At 50.0% G+C, this 14,663-nt stretch carries 17 protein-coding genes; 14 read left to right on the forward strand and 3 right to left on the reverse strand.

All coding sequences use genetic code 11. The features are described 5' to 3' along the window. The first annotated feature begins 18 nt into the window (after positions 1-18). The 6 genes from FE784_RS00640 (at position 19) to FE784_RS00660 (ending at position 4,610) form a co-directional block, all read left to right on the forward strand. Positions 19-927 carry a hypothetical protein gene (locus tag FE784_RS00640; RefSeq protein ID WP_139600181.1) on the forward strand — a complete coding sequence of 303 codons (909 nt, stop codon included), beginning with the start codon at positions 19-21 and terminating at the stop codon, positions 925-927. A 130-nt stretch (positions 928-1,057) separates the two neighbouring features. Then, on the forward strand, positions 1,058-2,245 hold the full coding sequence (locus FE784_RS00645) for a hypothetical protein (protein WP_139600182.1): 1,188 nt from the start codon (positions 1,058-1,060) through the stop codon (positions 2,243-2,245). A 2-nt stretch (positions 2,246-2,247) separates the two neighbouring features. Next, positions 2,248-3,138: a hypothetical protein gene (locus tag FE784_RS00650; protein WP_139600183.1), complete on the forward strand. Its 891-nt coding sequence runs from the start codon at positions 2,248-2,250 to the stop codon at positions 3,136-3,138. Between the two features lie 370 nt (positions 3,139-3,508). Next, complete coding sequence (locus FE784_RS00655) at positions 3,509-3,964, forward strand: ASCH domain-containing protein (protein WP_139600184.1); 456 nt, start codon at positions 3,509-3,511, stop codon at positions 3,962-3,964. Further along, the gene (locus tag FE784_RS40605) at positions 3,961-4,110 is read left to right on the forward strand and encodes a hypothetical protein (protein WP_176705864.1); all 150 of its coding nucleotides are present in this window, start codon (positions 3,961-3,963) and stop codon (positions 4,108-4,110) included. Before FE784_RS00655 ends, FE784_RS40605 begins: the two co-directional genes overlap by 4 nt. 23 nt (positions 4,111-4,133) lie before the next feature. Further along, positions 4,134-4,610: a sigma factor-like helix-turn-helix DNA-binding protein gene (locus FE784_RS00660; RefSeq protein ID WP_139600185.1), complete on the forward strand. Its 477-nt coding sequence runs from the start codon at positions 4,134-4,136 to the stop codon at positions 4,608-4,610. A 61-nt stretch (positions 4,611-4,671) separates the two neighbouring features. On the opposite strand, the gene FE784_RS00665 is transcribed toward FE784_RS00660, so the two are convergent. The 3 genes from FE784_RS00665 to FE784_RS00675 all read right to left on the reverse strand — a co-directional run bounded on the left by FE784_RS00665 (position 4,672) and on the right by FE784_RS00675 (position 7,229). Then, complete coding sequence (locus FE784_RS00665; RefSeq protein WP_139600186.1) at positions 4,672-6,693, reverse strand: hypothetical protein; 2,022 nt, start codon at positions 6,691-6,693, stop codon at positions 4,672-4,674. A gap of 150 nt (positions 6,694-6,843) precedes the next feature. After that, positions 6,844-7,038 carry a hypothetical protein gene (locus tag FE784_RS00670; RefSeq protein WP_139600187.1) on the reverse strand — a complete coding sequence of 65 codons (195 nt, stop codon included), beginning with the start codon at positions 7,036-7,038 and terminating at the stop codon, positions 6,844-6,846. Then, entirely contained in the window at positions 7,038-7,229 is a 192-nt protein-coding gene (locus FE784_RS00675) for a hypothetical protein (RefSeq protein ID WP_139600188.1), read from the reverse strand. The genes FE784_RS00670 and FE784_RS00675 overlap by 1 nt, the downstream gene beginning before the upstream one ends. 90 nt (positions 7,230-7,319) lie before the next feature. Between FE784_RS00675 and FE784_RS00680 the strand changes: the two genes are divergently transcribed. The 8 genes from FE784_RS00680 to FE784_RS40610 all read left to right on the forward strand — a co-directional run bounded on the left by FE784_RS00680 (position 7,320) and on the right by FE784_RS40610 (position 14,657). Further along, positions 7,320-7,712: a hypothetical protein gene (locus FE784_RS00680; protein WP_139600189.1), complete on the forward strand. Its 393-nt coding sequence runs from the start codon at positions 7,320-7,322 to the stop codon at positions 7,710-7,712. A 54-nt stretch (positions 7,713-7,766) separates the two neighbouring features. Then, positions 7,767-8,279 carry a ParB N-terminal domain-containing protein gene (locus tag FE784_RS00685; RefSeq protein ID WP_139600190.1) on the forward strand — a complete coding sequence of 171 codons (513 nt, stop codon included), beginning with the start codon at positions 7,767-7,769 and terminating at the stop codon, positions 8,277-8,279. Continuing rightward, on the forward strand, positions 8,276-8,884 hold the full coding sequence (locus tag FE784_RS00690; RefSeq protein ID WP_139600191.1) for a Mom family adenine methylcarbamoylation protein: 609 nt from the start codon (positions 8,276-8,278) through the stop codon (positions 8,882-8,884). Before FE784_RS00685 ends, FE784_RS00690 begins: the two co-directional genes overlap by 4 nt. Positions 8,885-9,016: 132 nt before the next feature. After that, positions 9,017-9,229, forward strand: a complete 213-nt coding sequence (locus tag FE784_RS00695; RefSeq protein ID WP_139600367.1) for a hypothetical protein — start codon at positions 9,017-9,019, stop codon at positions 9,227-9,229. Positions 9,230-9,265: 36 nt separating this feature from the next. After that, positions 9,266-10,159, forward strand: a complete 894-nt coding sequence (locus FE784_RS00700; protein ID WP_246131835.1) for a phage terminase small subunit-related protein — start codon at positions 9,266-9,268, stop codon at positions 10,157-10,159. Further along, positions 10,152-11,573, forward strand: a complete 1,422-nt coding sequence (locus tag FE784_RS00705) for a DEAD/DEAH box helicase family protein (protein WP_139600192.1) — start codon at positions 10,152-10,154, stop codon at positions 11,571-11,573. The genes FE784_RS00700 and FE784_RS00705 overlap by 8 nt, the downstream gene beginning before the upstream one ends. Beyond that, on the forward strand, positions 11,509-13,062 hold the full coding sequence (locus FE784_RS00710; RefSeq protein WP_246131836.1) for a phage portal protein: 1,554 nt from the start codon (positions 11,509-11,511) through the stop codon (positions 13,060-13,062). The genes FE784_RS00705 and FE784_RS00710 overlap by 65 nt, the downstream gene beginning before the upstream one ends. After that, the gene (locus tag FE784_RS40610) at positions 13,059-14,657 is read left to right on the forward strand and encodes an ADP-ribosyltransferase (protein ID WP_176705865.1); all 1,599 of its coding nucleotides are present in this window, start codon (positions 13,059-13,061) and stop codon (positions 14,655-14,657) included. The genes FE784_RS00710 and FE784_RS40610 overlap by 4 nt, the downstream gene beginning before the upstream one ends. Positions 14,658-14,663: the final 6 nt, after the last annotated feature.

Consider the following 14,663-nt stretch of genomic DNA (forward strand, 5'->3'; position numbering starts at 1 on the left):
TTGGGAAAATTGGTGCGCATGAAAGGTCAGCAGCTTCATGTAACATTCGAAGACCCGCAGCAAGAGCTGGACTTGGACGCAGAACGTCCGGAACGGCGCAAGATCACATATACGGCCGATCAGCACGGCGTTGTCGAGACCGTGGGCAAGCAGCTCAGTATTGACGACGTCAAATCGGAAGAGGGCGACGGCGAGGGACAGCCGAAGCCGGCAGAAGTAGCCGAGGGTCAGGAAGGGGCCGAATCCAACGACCAAGCAGACGGAACTGTCAGCGATGAATATTCCGGCAAAGAGATCGTGATCACGGTCCGCACCGGCTCGGAGGAAGGGCAGGAGGAATCCGGGGACGCTGATTACAACCTGATCGAATACATCTTCCCGATCGTTAACGGCACCGGCCGGACGCCAAAAAAATATGTCAACGGCGAAGACATGGGCGTCGTTCTAGGCGGAGACATCAAGGATGCGATTGGGCTCGAAACCAATCAAGGGTGCTACGCGATCGAGGATTTGATCGGCGCAGGCGGCGAGCTGCGAGACATCCAAGGCGACGACCTTAGCGATAAGGGCGAGTTGGATTGGGGCGGCGCCGACGAGGGCAACGGCGACGAACTGAGCGATTGGGAACGCGAGGTCCTTGGCGAGACGGACGAGAATGAGACCGACGGCGCCGAGGAGGACGGAGCTACCGGCGAGCAGCAGGCTCCTGATGCCGGCCCTGTCGATATGGACACTTACATCCTGATCAACAAACCTCGGTTTGAAGGTATCAATCATGATTTCCCGGCGCTGCTCGAGCGGCGGAATAATGGCGAGACGTGGAAGGAAATCGCCCTATCGCTGGGCATCACGTCTAATCAGCTTTCGGGAGCTTGGAGCAAGTACAAAGCCCTCGTCCAAAAGCGGATCGAAGACGAGTCGTTCTGATGACCTTTATATTCACCGTTTAAGGCGTTAGATATGCCCGGACGAACAAAGGCATTAATCAACATCAAGAAACGCAAATGCGCCCCCGCCGAACGTTTGGCAGGGGCGTTAACATCGGGAGGGGAACACGATGGGTATTGAAATCTTGACTGTAGCAGGCGGACGGATTCCTATGGTTGACAAAGAGGTCGAGGCTCGCAGCAAAGCAAACGGGCCGGTGGTACCCGGCCAACTGAGCCCGGAAGAAATGGCTGCATTGAACGAACGCCTCGCTCAAAAGGCAGGTCCTCAGATCAAACCATGGGAGCCAACGCTATCCAAGGATGATTACCTGCAGCTGAGGATCGAAGGCAAAAATCGCAGAGAACTAACCCTAAGCTGGTTCAACAATGAGGAGGAAAAACTCGCCAAGCAGCTGCGGGAGTGGCATATCATGGACCGCAACAAGGAGGAGGCCGCCATGTCGAAAAAGCGGTTGGATGAGTTTACACGGGATCAATACCTAGCCCGTCGGGTTGCAGGCGAGTCGCGAACCAAGATCATGCGATCGCTCGGAGCCAATACGGACCCGTTCTACGCCAAACTCACAGAGTGGGGAATCAAAGAAAAGGCCGCTGAGGATAAGGTCTTGGCCGAACCAGTACCAGCAGACGGGGCACTGTCTGAGGCGGTGGCCCCCGCAGAGAGTAAGCAGGAAATTGCGGAAGCTTTTGCACAGCTTGAGAAGCAGCAGGAGCGCGCAGTCGAGAAAGCGACGGCCAAATTCATCAGCGAGGCCGAGTTGGATCTGATCGCGGAGAAGGATTTGGAGATCGCTCGGCTGAACTTGGTTGTCGCCGAGCTGACGGAAGCCCGTGATAAGGCGGTCGCGGAAGCTTTCGAACAAGGGGAAAAAGCTGCTATTCAGATCGAGCTGTTGGAGGGCGAGAACAAGCGGTTAACATCACACATTGATGTTGCCGAAGACGGAATTCAAAAGTTAAACCGTCGCCTTCGGGAGCTGGATGCAAGCCGAGAAAGTCATCGCGGTTTTGTTTTCCTCCGGGTGCCGGTCCAATCGGGCGATAATCCGGTCCGGCAGCGCGTTAACGTGCATCGGGACATCGAGCGCTTGTCCGAGGTCATGGAGTCCGCAGACTCGGATCGCGGGAAAGTAGCGGCTGAATTCTTCCAACTCGTGCAGACGTATGTTGCACTCGTCGCCTCCGAGTTAGCAGAACTTCATCCCGGATGCAAAGATGTCGCCGGATACGTCAAGAGCTTTTTCGGGTTTCACAATCAGCGGCACATGGACGATGCTGAGGAGCGGGTGGGATAACCATGAAAATTTGTTACAGGGAGATCAAATTTCGCTCCGAAAGTTTGCGTCTGATCGAACGGGTAAACGGTATTATCGCTGAATATCAGGAAAAGGGCTACTCGTTGACGCTTCGGCAAGTTTACTATCAGCTCGTTGCTCGCGATGTCATCCCGAACAATGAACGATCTTATAAGAATCTCGGGAACCTAATTTCTGACGGACGGATGGCCGGTTTGATCGATTGGGATGCGATTGAGGATCGGACGCGCAATCTTCGGAAAAACAGCCATTGGAATTCGCCCGGGAGCATCATTCATTCGGCGGCTCGCAGTTATGCGATCGACAAATGGGAAGACCAGGACAATTACGTCGAAGTGTGGGTCGAAAAGGACGCCCTGGTCGGAATCGTTGGTCAAGTGTGCGAAAAGCTTGATATTCCTTACTTCAGTTGCCGTGGTTACGTAAGTCAATCTGAAATGTGGAGTGCAGCGCAGCGGCTCGAAGACTTTGCTGGCCAGAAGGAAATTCATATCATCCACTTAGGCGACCATGATCCAAGCGGTAAGGACATGAGCCGGGATATCGTGGATCGGTTGGAAACCTTCGGCGTTTCCATCGAGTTTGAGCGGATCGCTCTGAATTTTGACCAGATTGAGCAGTATAGTTCACCACCCAATCCGACTAAACTTACAGACAGCCGCGCGACCAAGTACATTGAAGAATTTGGTCATGAGTGCTGGGAGTTGGACGCGTTGAAGCCGGAAGTCATCGAAGACCTGATTCGGGAAAAGGTGCTCCAGTATTGTGATTTTAAATTATTCGAAGAGGCACAGGAACGTGAAACAGAGGCAAAGCAGACACTTCGCGCAGTGGCTTCAAAATGGGCGGAAATACAGGCGAAATACTCTTGATGAAACGATCATGCGTGGGTGATTGGCTGCAATCCTCCACTGTACTTTATTTAAAATTCATACGTGATAATACGTGATTGGGGAGAAGCAAATTGCCGAAATGGATGCAAGAATTAATATGGGTCGCGCGGGATGATAATGGCGCAGTAGTACGGATGCAGGAGTCCGCACCGGGTGAGTGGATGAAAAAGCTCGTCAAATGTGACTGGTGTGATGAAACTGCCAAGGAGGTCGGCCACCCGCACGCTTTCGATATGGCGACCGGGGAAAAGATGTGCAAGCCCTGTTGGGACAAAGACCGAATGCACTACAGGCGTACGCAAGGAGAGGACATCGGGCCGTTCCGGCCGATTAAGGAGGGCGATGTGGGATGAAGGCTATAACGATAATCCAGCCGTGGGCGACGCTGATCGCAATCGGCGCCAAACATCTGGAGACGCGCAGTTGGCCGACGAAGCACCGCGGCACGCTTGCGATCCATGCCGGCAAAAAAGTCGACCGCGAAGCTTGCGAGAGGGAGCCGATCAAATCGACGCTGGCCGAGCACGGATTTTCGGCGGATAACTTGCCGACCGGTGCGGTTGTTGCGACGTGCAATCTCTCCGAATGCTGGTCCATCGGCGAGGATTATCAAAGCAGCATGCCGGCACTCTTCAACGGTGAAGACGGAGCGACAAAGCCGGTCGGACTGAAGGAGGGGAGGTTCGGCAATTACGAGACTGGCCGCCATGCTTGGGAATTGACCGACATTAAGCAGCTACCGGAGCTGATCCCGGCAAAGGGGAGGCAAGGGCTGTGGAATTGGACGGGAGGGCCGCATCTATGAACGAGAAGCAAGTCGACAAAGACAAACTGATCGAGCACCTTGATCTTTGCGGCAGGCTGTCGAAAGACGAAAACGTCCGGCTGGTGCTGCAGAACTTAAAGCAAGAAATCGAAGAAGGTCATTTCGATAACACCAGTAAGAATTAAACCAAAGAGGGGCGGAGCGACATATGCAGGACTTAATCGATGGCTACCAACAAACCAAGAGGATGCTGCGGGCGCTCCGTACCCTTAATACAGACGCTGCGGAACGCGGGCTACTCAGCAGCATGATCAGCGATTGCGAGTATGCAATCGAATGGCTGGTGTCAGGCCGTCGACCTGGGAACAAGAGGGGCGTTGAGCGTCGAGCCGGGTATCAGCGGGAACGGCCGATTGATCCAATTCGGATTCAGTCTTACGTCATGCAGAGCACGGCGGGCAGCCCGGCTAACATCACCGATTGGGAGCGGTGGCAGATCGAAGAGGCACTACGTACGTTGACCCCGCTCGAGCGCGCATGCTATGAGATGGCAGCCGGACAAGGGATCGGGCATGGGGACATTGCAAGTATGCTCGGCATTTCACGCGGGAACGTTTCGACACTGCTCGGCCGGGCGGAAGAAAAAATCAAATTAAACAAAATCAGCAGCCTGTTTTTGCAATAGGCTGCTGATTCAGTGCACAAGAATAGAAGTAGAGGATACTGCTGTTCTCGAAAGGTCGTGCTTAGCTTATAGGAATAGGAGTTTTATGGGATGCAACTTGCATGAACATTTGAGTAGATGCTTTATCGAGGGAAATTTTCTCAAGCTTTAATATGACATCTTTTATTAAGTTCTTTACGATTGTTGGCTGTCTTAAATATGCTTCGAATCGCTCATAAAATTCATCCATATTACTCCATAGTCTTACTGTGTTCATAACTTCCATCTCAGGTTCATCGCTGTCATTGATATGTACTTTATAATCTTTGATTTCACCTTTATTCATATAACTTTGTAGAGCCAAATAATCTATGACTGGCACTCCGTCAATCTCCATTCCAGTAAAATGTGGATAATTGGTAATTACAGCTACGTGAATGTTCTTTCCGTCGATGCCTTGCAACTCTGAATCGAAGCAGGAGCGATTCCTAATTAGGAAATCACGTTTTCTCTTAACTTGATTCGCCCCTTCCTTTAAACGTTTGTACCCGTTATGAAAATCCCTTGCCTCCATTGGATATTTAATATTCTTTATTTCCGCAATAAAGATCATTTTTTCCATAGAAATAATTAAGTCAATTTCCTCGAAGTCCCTCTTATTTGCATAAAATTTCTGTTTCTCTGGAATTATTGCATATTTTCCCTTGCCCTTCAGATATTTTTGTAGGTCTTCCTTCATGACCTTTTCCAGCGCTTTACCTCTCTCATCCAAGGAATACTTAGCAGACTCTAACCATTCATCGATGAGTTGCAAGTAATTTGGTGCTTGTAGACTTGAAAGAAGCAAAAAATATACGTCTCTTGTTCTTATCAAAGGCTTTGTCCAGAGGTTGATTCTTATTTTTTTATCTATATTGTATAGATCAAACTCTATAATTGAAAGAAACGACTCGATTTGCGATTTAGAAAATAAGGTAACACTTTGCAAATAAGAGAGAAGTTCTTTTTTCTTAATTCGTATAAATAAACGTTTCATTTCTTTGCCGCTCTGTGGATCTTCAACATTTAGTAAACTTTCTCTCAGTGCTTTCGCTAAGACTAGCAAATCGCTGTATAGGCTCAGAATATCCCTGATGGTTAACCGTTCTAGACCTTTTAATTCTTCCAAATGAATATGAGGATAGAAGGAAACAATTGTCGCTAATCCATTCAACATTTCATCATTGAATGGGTAATCCCCTGTGCTGGTAACCCGGATCGAGACGAAGCCTCGACTATCCACCAAGACTTCTGAGAGACATGCTTTCTTTCTCTTGAGGTTAATAAGTGCTTTAAAATCAAGGCGCTTCGAATAGATTGTTTGAGTTTCCATAATCGTCGACAACACATTTCGATCGATACGATGTTGTCCGACTTTAAGAAGCTTAAGATAATTTTGTTTATTAAATACCAGATGGAGTTCATTTTCCGGAAACTCTCTGATGCTTCCATCTTCCCAAGTAATTCTGTCATATGAATCCTTCACCAAAACCAAAAGGTTTGAAGAAGTGTATAAATAAGCAGCAATTCTAAATAAGTGATCTTCGTCATAATTATCGTGAAGTTTCCTCGTATTAAGGAAGTACCGTAAGTAATTCAGTAAGTTGTTAAGGAGATCTACCTGCATCTCAAATGCACCTACGACATTGACTTGAGTCCTTCCATCTCGACTTTCTATTTGGATTCCTGAAACTTCCTCTATTTTAATACCATCAGAATTGTCTTGTTGGATTTTTTCGTCAAGAGTTTTATTAATGAGAATAGTGTCATGATTCCCTAAACTTATTAGGAACTTCATAATTTGTTCAGGATGTGCCTTCGTCCGCTCAACGGCATCCCTCATGTAATCATATATTTGTTTAAAAATGATATTAAATATTGGCCCATTCTCCACGATATTTAGTGCAAGCTGATCGTCTTGATCTGCTACTTCCGGATTTTCCTTCAATGTTTCAGAATATTTATTTAAATCTTGATCCACTTTCGCAGCATCATATTGATCACTGAAGGGGTTCCAGTGTTTCTCATTTCTAAGCATATGCCGAATGTTTTTTGGCTTCACCAATATACTACGCCTCCACTCAATTATAATTTTAAATTAAAACTACTACTTAGCCTCTAGGTACTCTATCTTAATCTAGCTCATCAAAAACTATCCTTTTTTTGTGGGGCAAAAGCCACCTTATTATGAAGGGCTCAAATGACAATCAAGTACTCATCTGATCTTGAAATCGCATGTGACATGCAAATACTTGACGCCGTTGATCGTCACCGACTGTTCGTTGATCGCCTCGATCGGTCCGCCATAGTCGAGCAGTTGGCCTTCCTGCCATACCTCGACGGGCGAACGGTTGTGCATGGCGACTTGCAGGTGATGGTCAGTTCGGAGTACGAAACCAGAGGCAAGCATCAGCTGATCGCCTCCGGGTAATCTGCCTTCAGCAGCTCGAAGGAGTCATATTTGCTCGTTTCAAAGAGGAACTTTGCCGGCGCCTTGTCGGTCCGATCCTTGATGATATGGCCGTAGACTTTACCTGCTACACCCGAGAACACAACCATGGTTTTTCCGGGCTCGTCCGCCAATGGGTATTTTTCGATCAATGGTAGCACCTCCTAAAGAACTATTCGACATATGGGAGGAATTACCTTCTACGTGTCGAATGGTGTATTTTGGGAAGGGGGTGGAAATAGATGTCATTCAGATTTGACAGACAACATCTGACTGGGCAGCAACAGGCAATTGCAGCACAGCGGGATCGGGCTGATGCAGAAGCGAAAAAAAAATCAGCAGAAACCCAAATAAGTAAGGTTGAATTATTAAAAAATTTCATCGGACAGAATCAAGTGTTTGATTTGGTAATAACAAAGCATGAGCATGAAGGGTCTTTATATGGGAATCATTACTCAGAAGTCGTTAATATTCATAACGATGAGATCGTGGTGCCGGGCATTGGCTTCAAAGGTTCGATAATGGAGAAATTAATCACTACAATTGCTCCTAATAATGCCAAGATCAGTTTTTTTGATAGCGATGGAATTGAAATTAAATTAAGCATAATTAAAAGAGCCGTTAAAGCACCCTAACCGGTGCTTTTTTTATTCTCCAAAAACCGACTCAGCTCAAGGGAGGCAAAGTTTATGCGAATCGAGACGATATCCATTGATCGGATCAATCCGGCAGCATACAATCCGCGAGTCGACCTGCAGCCGGGCGACCCCGAGTACGAGAAGCTGCGGCGAAGCATTGAAGAATTCGGCTACGTCGAGCCGATTGTCTGGAACCAACGCACCGGGAACATGGTCGGCGGGCACCAGCGGTTCAAAATATTGAAGGCCCGCGGCGATATGGAGGTGGCCGTTTCCGTCGTCGACCTGGACGAGCAGCAGGAACGGTTGCTGAATATCGCTTTGAATAAACTTTCAGGAGATTGGGACGAGTCAGCTCTCACGCAGTTATTGGTTGAACTGCAACAAGGAGGGGCGGATATATCCTTGGCTGGTTTTGACGAAGTAGACCTGAAACAGATGTTGGGCGAAATCGAGATTCCCCAATTCGAAACAGGAACAGCGGAAGACCAGGGCGATTTGGGCGTGCTGAGTTCAAAACTCGTCACTTGTCCGCATTGCGGAAAGGAGTTCGAGCGGGAATGACTGACCTGAAAGTGACATGGGCAACATACGAAGCTGCAAAATTTGCCTGTGAACATTTCCACTATAGCAAATGTATGCCTGTCGGTAAGATGGTCAAAGTTGGGGCATGGGAAGATGGTCAGTTCATCGGGGCTGTAATTTTTAGTAGGGGCGCCACGAATCATATCGGCTCGCCGTACGGTTTGACTCAAAAGGAATGTTGCGAGTTAACCCGGGTTGCGTTGACCAATCACAAGTCATTCGTATCTGAAATACTCGCGAAAGCTCTCAAATTTTTGAAAGAACAATCTCCTAATATTCAACTTGTTGTAAGCTATGCGGATGTTGAACAGAATCATCACGGTGGCATTTATCAAGCAACCAACTGGATTTATGAAGGTAAAACAAGCGGAGAACATTATTTCATTATTAGAGGCAAAAGAACGCACCCAAAATCAATCCATTCAAAGTATGGGACAGGTAGTCAACAAATAGAGTGGATTCGAAAGAACTTAGATTCTCATGCGGAAGTATACATTACGGTCGGTAAGCACAAATACCTCATGCCAATGAACCGGAAAATGAGAAAAAAAATCTTGTCATTGCATAAACCTTACCCAAAATAAAGGAGGACGCGCTAACGTCCTCCCTTTGACCCAGGGTATCCCCCGGCTGAGATAGCGGAGACCACGCGCGTGGATTTCCGAAAAGCCGCTATCTCGTTTTCCATTCTAACGGAAAGCCGGGGTTGCCACAATATGACGAAGCAAAATGATGATTTGTTGTTGGAACATGAAATTCAGGTTGTGCGCGGCATCATGGAATCTCGCGAGCAGTACCGGAAGGTTGTCAAGGCGGCCATAGCCCGTTGGGTAAAAGACTTTCAGGAAGATCGAATTGAGATGAACACGGTCGACGACCTCCGAAAGTTGATAGAAATGGATATTGAGCTGCAAAAAGGCGAACTGTAGAGGTTCGCCTTTTTGGGTCGGGGGTGGTGGTATGTAGTGGGCAAAGAACGCAGTCCGAAACGCGCCGAAGCAGAACGTATGTGGATGGACAGCGGCGGTAAGGTACTACTCAAGGACATTGCTGCTGCGCTTGGTGTCGGGGACACTTTAATCCGAAAGTGGAAGAATCAAGATAAGTGGGAAACCTCCCTGAACGGTAACGTTACCAATGAATCGAATAGTAACGTTACCAAACGAATGGGAGCGCCGAAAGGGAACAGGAACGCCATAGGCAATAAAGGCGGAGCTCCTATGGGCAATAAGCAGGCAATGGGTAACCGTGGGGGCAACGGCGGGCCGCTCGGCAATAAAAAGGCTGTTAAGACCGGCGAACATGAAACGATTTGGCTGGACGCGCTCGATGAGGACGAATTGGAGCTGCTGTCAAGCATCGACACAGATCCGGTCATACAAGCTGACGAAACCATTGCGTTACTGTCTCTGCGTGAGCGTCGAATGCTTCTGCGGATCCAGCGGTTGAATTCTGGACTGACGGAAAAGCAACGGCGTGTGCTTCAGGAATTGCGAACAGTGAGGGAAGCTGTACAAGTCCATGATGATCGAACGGGAAAGACCAATACCATCACGGTAGAGAAGGACAAGATGGTCGAGTCGCAGATCGAAGAAACGTCATTTCGAACGTTGGAAGATATTCTGCGCATCGAAGATGCTTTGACACGTGTTCAGGAAAAAAAGTTGAAAGCTATCGAGTTAAAGAACCGGCTTATTGCTGTGGACGAGGAGAAGCAAGTCCGAACGGCTATTCTCCAGATCGAGCTGCAGCAGCTTCAAGGTGGCGCTGGCGCGACACAAAGCTGGACCGATGCACTGAAGGAGATTGCGGAGCGTCGTAAGGCTGTGCAAGCGGCGGAGGCTCAGACCGATGAGTAAACCGTATAATGTCGTTTCCGACATCGTGCAGCTGCTTGACCTATACTGGGACGATCCCGTCGCTTTCGCGGAGGACATGCTTGGCTTTGCTCCGGATGAATGGCAGCGGGCGGTCATGATGGACGTAGCGGAGTTCCGGTTCACGAGCGTTCGATCTGGCCAAGGTGTAGGCAAGACCGGGCTCGAGGCCGCGTTGGCGATCTGGTTCTTGTGCTGCCGCCCGAACCCGAGGGTGGTCTGTACGGCTCCTACGAAACAGCAGCTCAATGACGTCTTGTGGGCAGAGGTCGCCAAGTGGCTTGAATCGTCCATGGTCGGGAACTTGCTTAAGTGGACAAAGACCAAGGTTTACATGATCGGTCACGAGAAGCGGTGGTTTGCGACGGCCCGCACGGCCAATAAGCCCGAGAACATGCAAGGATTCCACGAAGATCATATGCTGTTCATCGTCGATGAAGCTTCTGGCGTCGCTGATCCGATCATGGAAGCCATTCAGGGGACCTTGTCTGGCGAAGACAATAAAATGTTGTTATGCGGAAACCCAACGCGCACCAGTGGGTATTTCTACGATTCGCACAATCGGGACCGTAGATTATTCCGGACGCACAGGGTCGACAGTCGAGACAGTAAACGGACTTCGAAAGAAAACATCCAGATGCTGATCGACAAGTACGGTGCCGACAGCGACGTCGTTCGCGTAAGGGTGTACGGCGAGTTTCCCAAAGCCGAGGCCGATGCCTTCATCGCACTGGAGCTGGCGGAGCTGGCCGCGAATGCTACGGTAGAACTGCAGGGCGACACGCTTCATTTGGGCGTGGACGTGGCTCGTTTCGGTGATGATGAAACAGTCATCGCTCCGCGAATCGGCATGAAGGTGTTCAAGCTGCGCTGCTACAACAAGCAGGACACCATGGTCACGGCCGGGCGGGTCATTTCAACCGGCAAGGAGATGCTCCGCCACTATTCGCAACTGCAGCGCGTCGAAATCAAAGTGGACGACAGCGGCGTCGGCGGTGGGGTGACGGATAGGTTGAACGAAGTCATTCGGGAGGAACGGCTCAATGGGTGGCGTGTCACACCGATCAACAACGGCAGCAAGCCGACTCGAAACGAAGAGGAACACTTTGAGAATCGAGGCACCGAAACGTGGGCGTACTTGCGTGATCTGCTGCAAGAATCTTTTTCGAAGCATATTCAGGGACAGCCTGCAGCAGTTGAACTGCCAAACGATGATCGCCTCGTGACGCAACTGTCACAGCGCAAGTATCGGATGACCAGTAAAGGAAAACTTGCGATCGAGCGCAAAGAAGAAATGAAAAAACGCGGACTGGATTCCCCGGATAGGGCGGATGCAGTCGTTTTGGCGTTCGCTCCGCCTGAACGCAGCGGCGTATTCTTCCCTGACAAACAATGAAAGGAGGGTTAGTGCGATGCCCACACTATGGCCGTTTGGCAATGAGCAAAAAGAGATCGAAGATATTATTATCCGCGGCGCTCGCACGGCGGCCACGCTGGAGCAGATCACTCAACTCGAAATCGGCGACTGGCGGGCATCCGACAAGCGAAAATGGATGGACATCGGTGAACGGTATTACCGGAACAAAACAGACATCCTCGAGCGGAAGCGGACGGCGATCGGCGCCAGCGGCGCGAAGGAAATCGTCGGGAACCTATCCAACAACAAGCTGGCGAATGCGTTTCTTCGGAAGCTCGTCGACCAAAAGGTTGGCTATTTGCTCGGCAAGCCGTTGAGCATTCAGACGGCCAAGAAGCAGTATGCAGACGCACTGGATGAGGTGTTCACTGAGTCCATGTACCGCCAACTGCAATCAACGGGCAAAGAGGCGATCAATAAAGGGATCGCCTGGTGGTTCGTATACTATGACGAGGCCGGCACGCTGTCATTCCGGAAGATGCGTTCGCAGGAGATTGTTCCGTTGTGGGCCGACGAAGCACACACGATTTTGGATGCGGTGATCCGCGATTACGAAGTCATCGTGTACGAAGGTTTGCAGCGCAAGACGGTCCGAAAAATTGAGTGGTGGGACAAAAATGGCGTGCGCCGTTATGTGGCTGACGGTACCGGGTTGACGCCGGACGTTGAAGCGGGCGCGATCAGCCCGCATGTTACCGTAAAGGCGGGTGACAAAGAGCAGGGAATGAACTGGGAGCGCGTGCCCTTCATCGCCTGGAAGTATAACGAGGAAGAGCAGCCACTCGTCGAGATTATTAAGTCGCTGGTCGACGATTACGACCGCAACAAGTCCGACAACAGCAACAATCTCGAAGATTTGCCGGACAGTATCTATGTCGTCCGGAACTACGGCGGTACGAATGCTAGCGAGTTCCGCAAAAACATCGCGACATACCGAACAGCCTTTGTAGAAGCTGAAGGGGGCGTCGATACGATCGGGTTGCAGATCAATACTGAAGCATACAAGGTCCACATGGAGCAATCCCGCAAGGATATCTACGAGTTCGGCCGCGGTGTGGATACGCAGGGTGTGGACATCGGCAGCGCCCCCTCCGGCGTCGCTCTCCGCTTTCTTTACTCCGATTTGGACATGGATGCTTCCATGATCGAAACGGAATTTCAGGCGTCGCTTGAGCAACTTCGCTGGTTTATCGATACGCACCTTTATAACACAACGGGCGTCGATTACAGTGGCGAGGATGTCGAATTCATCTACAATCGCGACATGCCGATTGATGAGGCTGCAATCATTTCAGCCATCAAAGACAGCGTCGGCATCCTATCTGACGAAACGCTGATAGCGCAGCATCCATGGGTGCGGGACTTGTTGGCCGAACTCAAGCGAATCAAGAAACAGAAGAAAGCAGAGCTGACGCAATATCCGGGAATGGGTGAGGATAATCCGCCCGACGGAGATGATGCCGAATGAAATCGGCCGAGTACTGGGCGAAACGATCCGAGCAGATCGCAGCCCGTCAATTCAAGAATGCCGACGATTACGATCGGGAGCAACGGCGGGAGTATGAGCGGGCGACATTGTCGATCAAGCGGGATATCGAAGCGTTCTATGCCCGATTCGCCAAGAACAACGAAATCGAAATGGCCGAAGCCCGCAAGCTGCTTACGACCGGCGAGCTGAAAGAATTCAAGATGACGCTCAAAGAGTTCACTTCCAAAGCGAAGAGCAATGCGGACGGGCAGTGGACCAAAGAGCTGAACAATGTATATTTCCGGACGCGTATAAGCCGATTAGAGGCGTTGCAGGTACAGATCAATCAGCAGGTCGAAATGCTGGCCGGAAAACGTCAGGCGGGCACGGGTGCATTGCTGGGCGGCATTTACAAGGATACGTATTACCGCACGCTGTATGAGCTGCAAAAAGGTACAGGGATCGGCGTTTCCTTCGCACGGATCGACGATGACGGCCTGAAAACGTTGCTCGGTGCCAAGCTGGACGGCCGTAACTGGTCGCAGCGGATATGGGATGATCGAACCAAGCTTCGGCAGGAGCTGCAAACGAAGCTTTCACAGTCCTTCATCCGAGGCGATAGCGTCGACCGCACCGTCAAAGACGTAACCGAGCGGATGAACGTATCCCGGTCCAACGCGGAGCGCTTGGTCCAAACGGAGAGTGCCTTTTTTACCGGTCAGGCGACAATGGCCGGCTACAAGGAAAGCGGCGTCGTCCAGAAATACGAAGTACTGGCGACGCTGGACAGCCGAACGACTCCGATCTGTCGGGAAATGGACGCCAAGGTCTTTCCGCTTTCCGAAATGCAGGTCGGCGTCAACTATCCGCCGTTCCATGTTCGCTGCCGGACAACGACAACCGCCTATTTCGATGACGAGGTTGACGTCGGCGAGCGGATTGCTCGGGATGCGGACGGGAAAACGTACTATGTACCTGGGGATACCACGTATCCGGAATGGGAGAAAAAGTATGTTCTATCGTCAGAACCGCCGAAAGGTGATAAAATAAAGCCACCTGAGTATCTTACTTTTTCTAATCCGGATGCTGTGCGATCTTGGGTGAGCGAGGTGTCCCCTGAGTGGCGAAAGAGCTTAACCGATGTGGAGACGGACGCAATCCGAACCTATACCGGCAGCTCGTATACGAAGATCAATCGGAAATTACGATCCGGATCACCTGATATCTCGTATGATGACGTGATTGCCGGGATTGTCTCGGGGCTCAACAAATTTGAGTTAACCGACAACATCACGGTTTACCGCGGCATGAATAAAAATATCTTTGGTGTACCGGCTTCCGAAATGCCCGGCATGGTGTTCTCCGACCTCGGCTTTGTAAGCACCAGCTTATTAAAGTCGTCCAGTTTCGGCGGACAACTTCGATTTGAGATTCGAGTCCCAGCGGGCAGCAAAGGCGCGCCGGTTATGCCACTGAGCCAATTCGAAAACGAGAATGAATTTTTGCTTCAAGAAGGTACGTCGTTCCAGATTATAGACGCCAAAGATGAGAACGGCGCTATTTTTATTATTGCGGAGGTGATACCGAATGTCTGAAAAAGA

The sequence above is a fragment of the Paenibacillus hemerocallicola genome (genome assembly GCF_006265175.1).
Lineage (GTDB): Bacteria > Bacillota > Bacilli > Paenibacillales > NBRC-103111 > Paenibacillus_AB > Paenibacillus_AB hemerocallicola.

Coding starts and splice junctions, on each gene's coding strand:
- FE784_RS00640 (WP_139600181.1), top strand. CDS start 19: ATGAAAGGTCAGCAGCTTCATGTAACATTCGAAGACCCGCAGCAAGAG.
- FE784_RS00645 (WP_139600182.1), top strand. CDS start 1,058: ATGGGTATTGAAATCTTGACTGTAGCAGGCGGACGGATTCCTATGGTT.
- FE784_RS00650 (WP_139600183.1), top strand. CDS start 2,248: ATGAAAATTTGTTACAGGGAGATCAAATTTCGCTCCGAAAGTTTGCGT.
- FE784_RS00655 (WP_139600184.1), top strand. CDS start 3,509: ATGAAGGCTATAACGATAATCCAGCCGTGGGCGACGCTGATCGCAATC.
- FE784_RS40605 (WP_176705864.1), top strand. CDS start 3,961: ATGAACGAGAAGCAAGTCGACAAAGACAAACTGATCGAGCACCTTGAT.
- FE784_RS00660 (WP_139600185.1), top strand. CDS start 4,134: ATGCAGGACTTAATCGATGGCTACCAACAAACCAAGAGGATGCTGCGG.
- FE784_RS00670 (WP_139600187.1), bottom strand. CDS start 7,038: ATGCTTGCCTCTGGTTTCGTACTCCGAACTGACCATCACCTGCAAGTC.
- FE784_RS00680 (WP_139600189.1), top strand. CDS start 7,320: ATGTCATTCAGATTTGACAGACAACATCTGACTGGGCAGCAACAGGCA.
- FE784_RS00685 (WP_139600190.1), top strand. CDS start 7,767: ATGCGAATCGAGACGATATCCATTGATCGGATCAATCCGGCAGCATAC.
- FE784_RS00690 (WP_139600191.1), top strand. CDS start 8,276: ATGACTGACCTGAAAGTGACATGGGCAACATACGAAGCTGCAAAATTT.
- FE784_RS00695 (WP_139600367.1), top strand. CDS start 9,017: ATGACGAAGCAAAATGATGATTTGTTGTTGGAACATGAAATTCAGGTT.
- FE784_RS00705 (WP_139600192.1), top strand. CDS start 10,152: ATGAGTAAACCGTATAATGTCGTTTCCGACATCGTGCAGCTGCTTGAC.
- FE784_RS00710 (WP_246131836.1), top strand. CDS start 11,509: ATGCAGTCGTTTTGGCGTTCGCTCCGCCTGAACGCAGCGGCGTATTCT.
- FE784_RS40610 (WP_176705865.1), top strand. CDS start 13,059: ATGAAATCGGCCGAGTACTGGGCGAAACGATCCGAGCAGATCGCAGCC.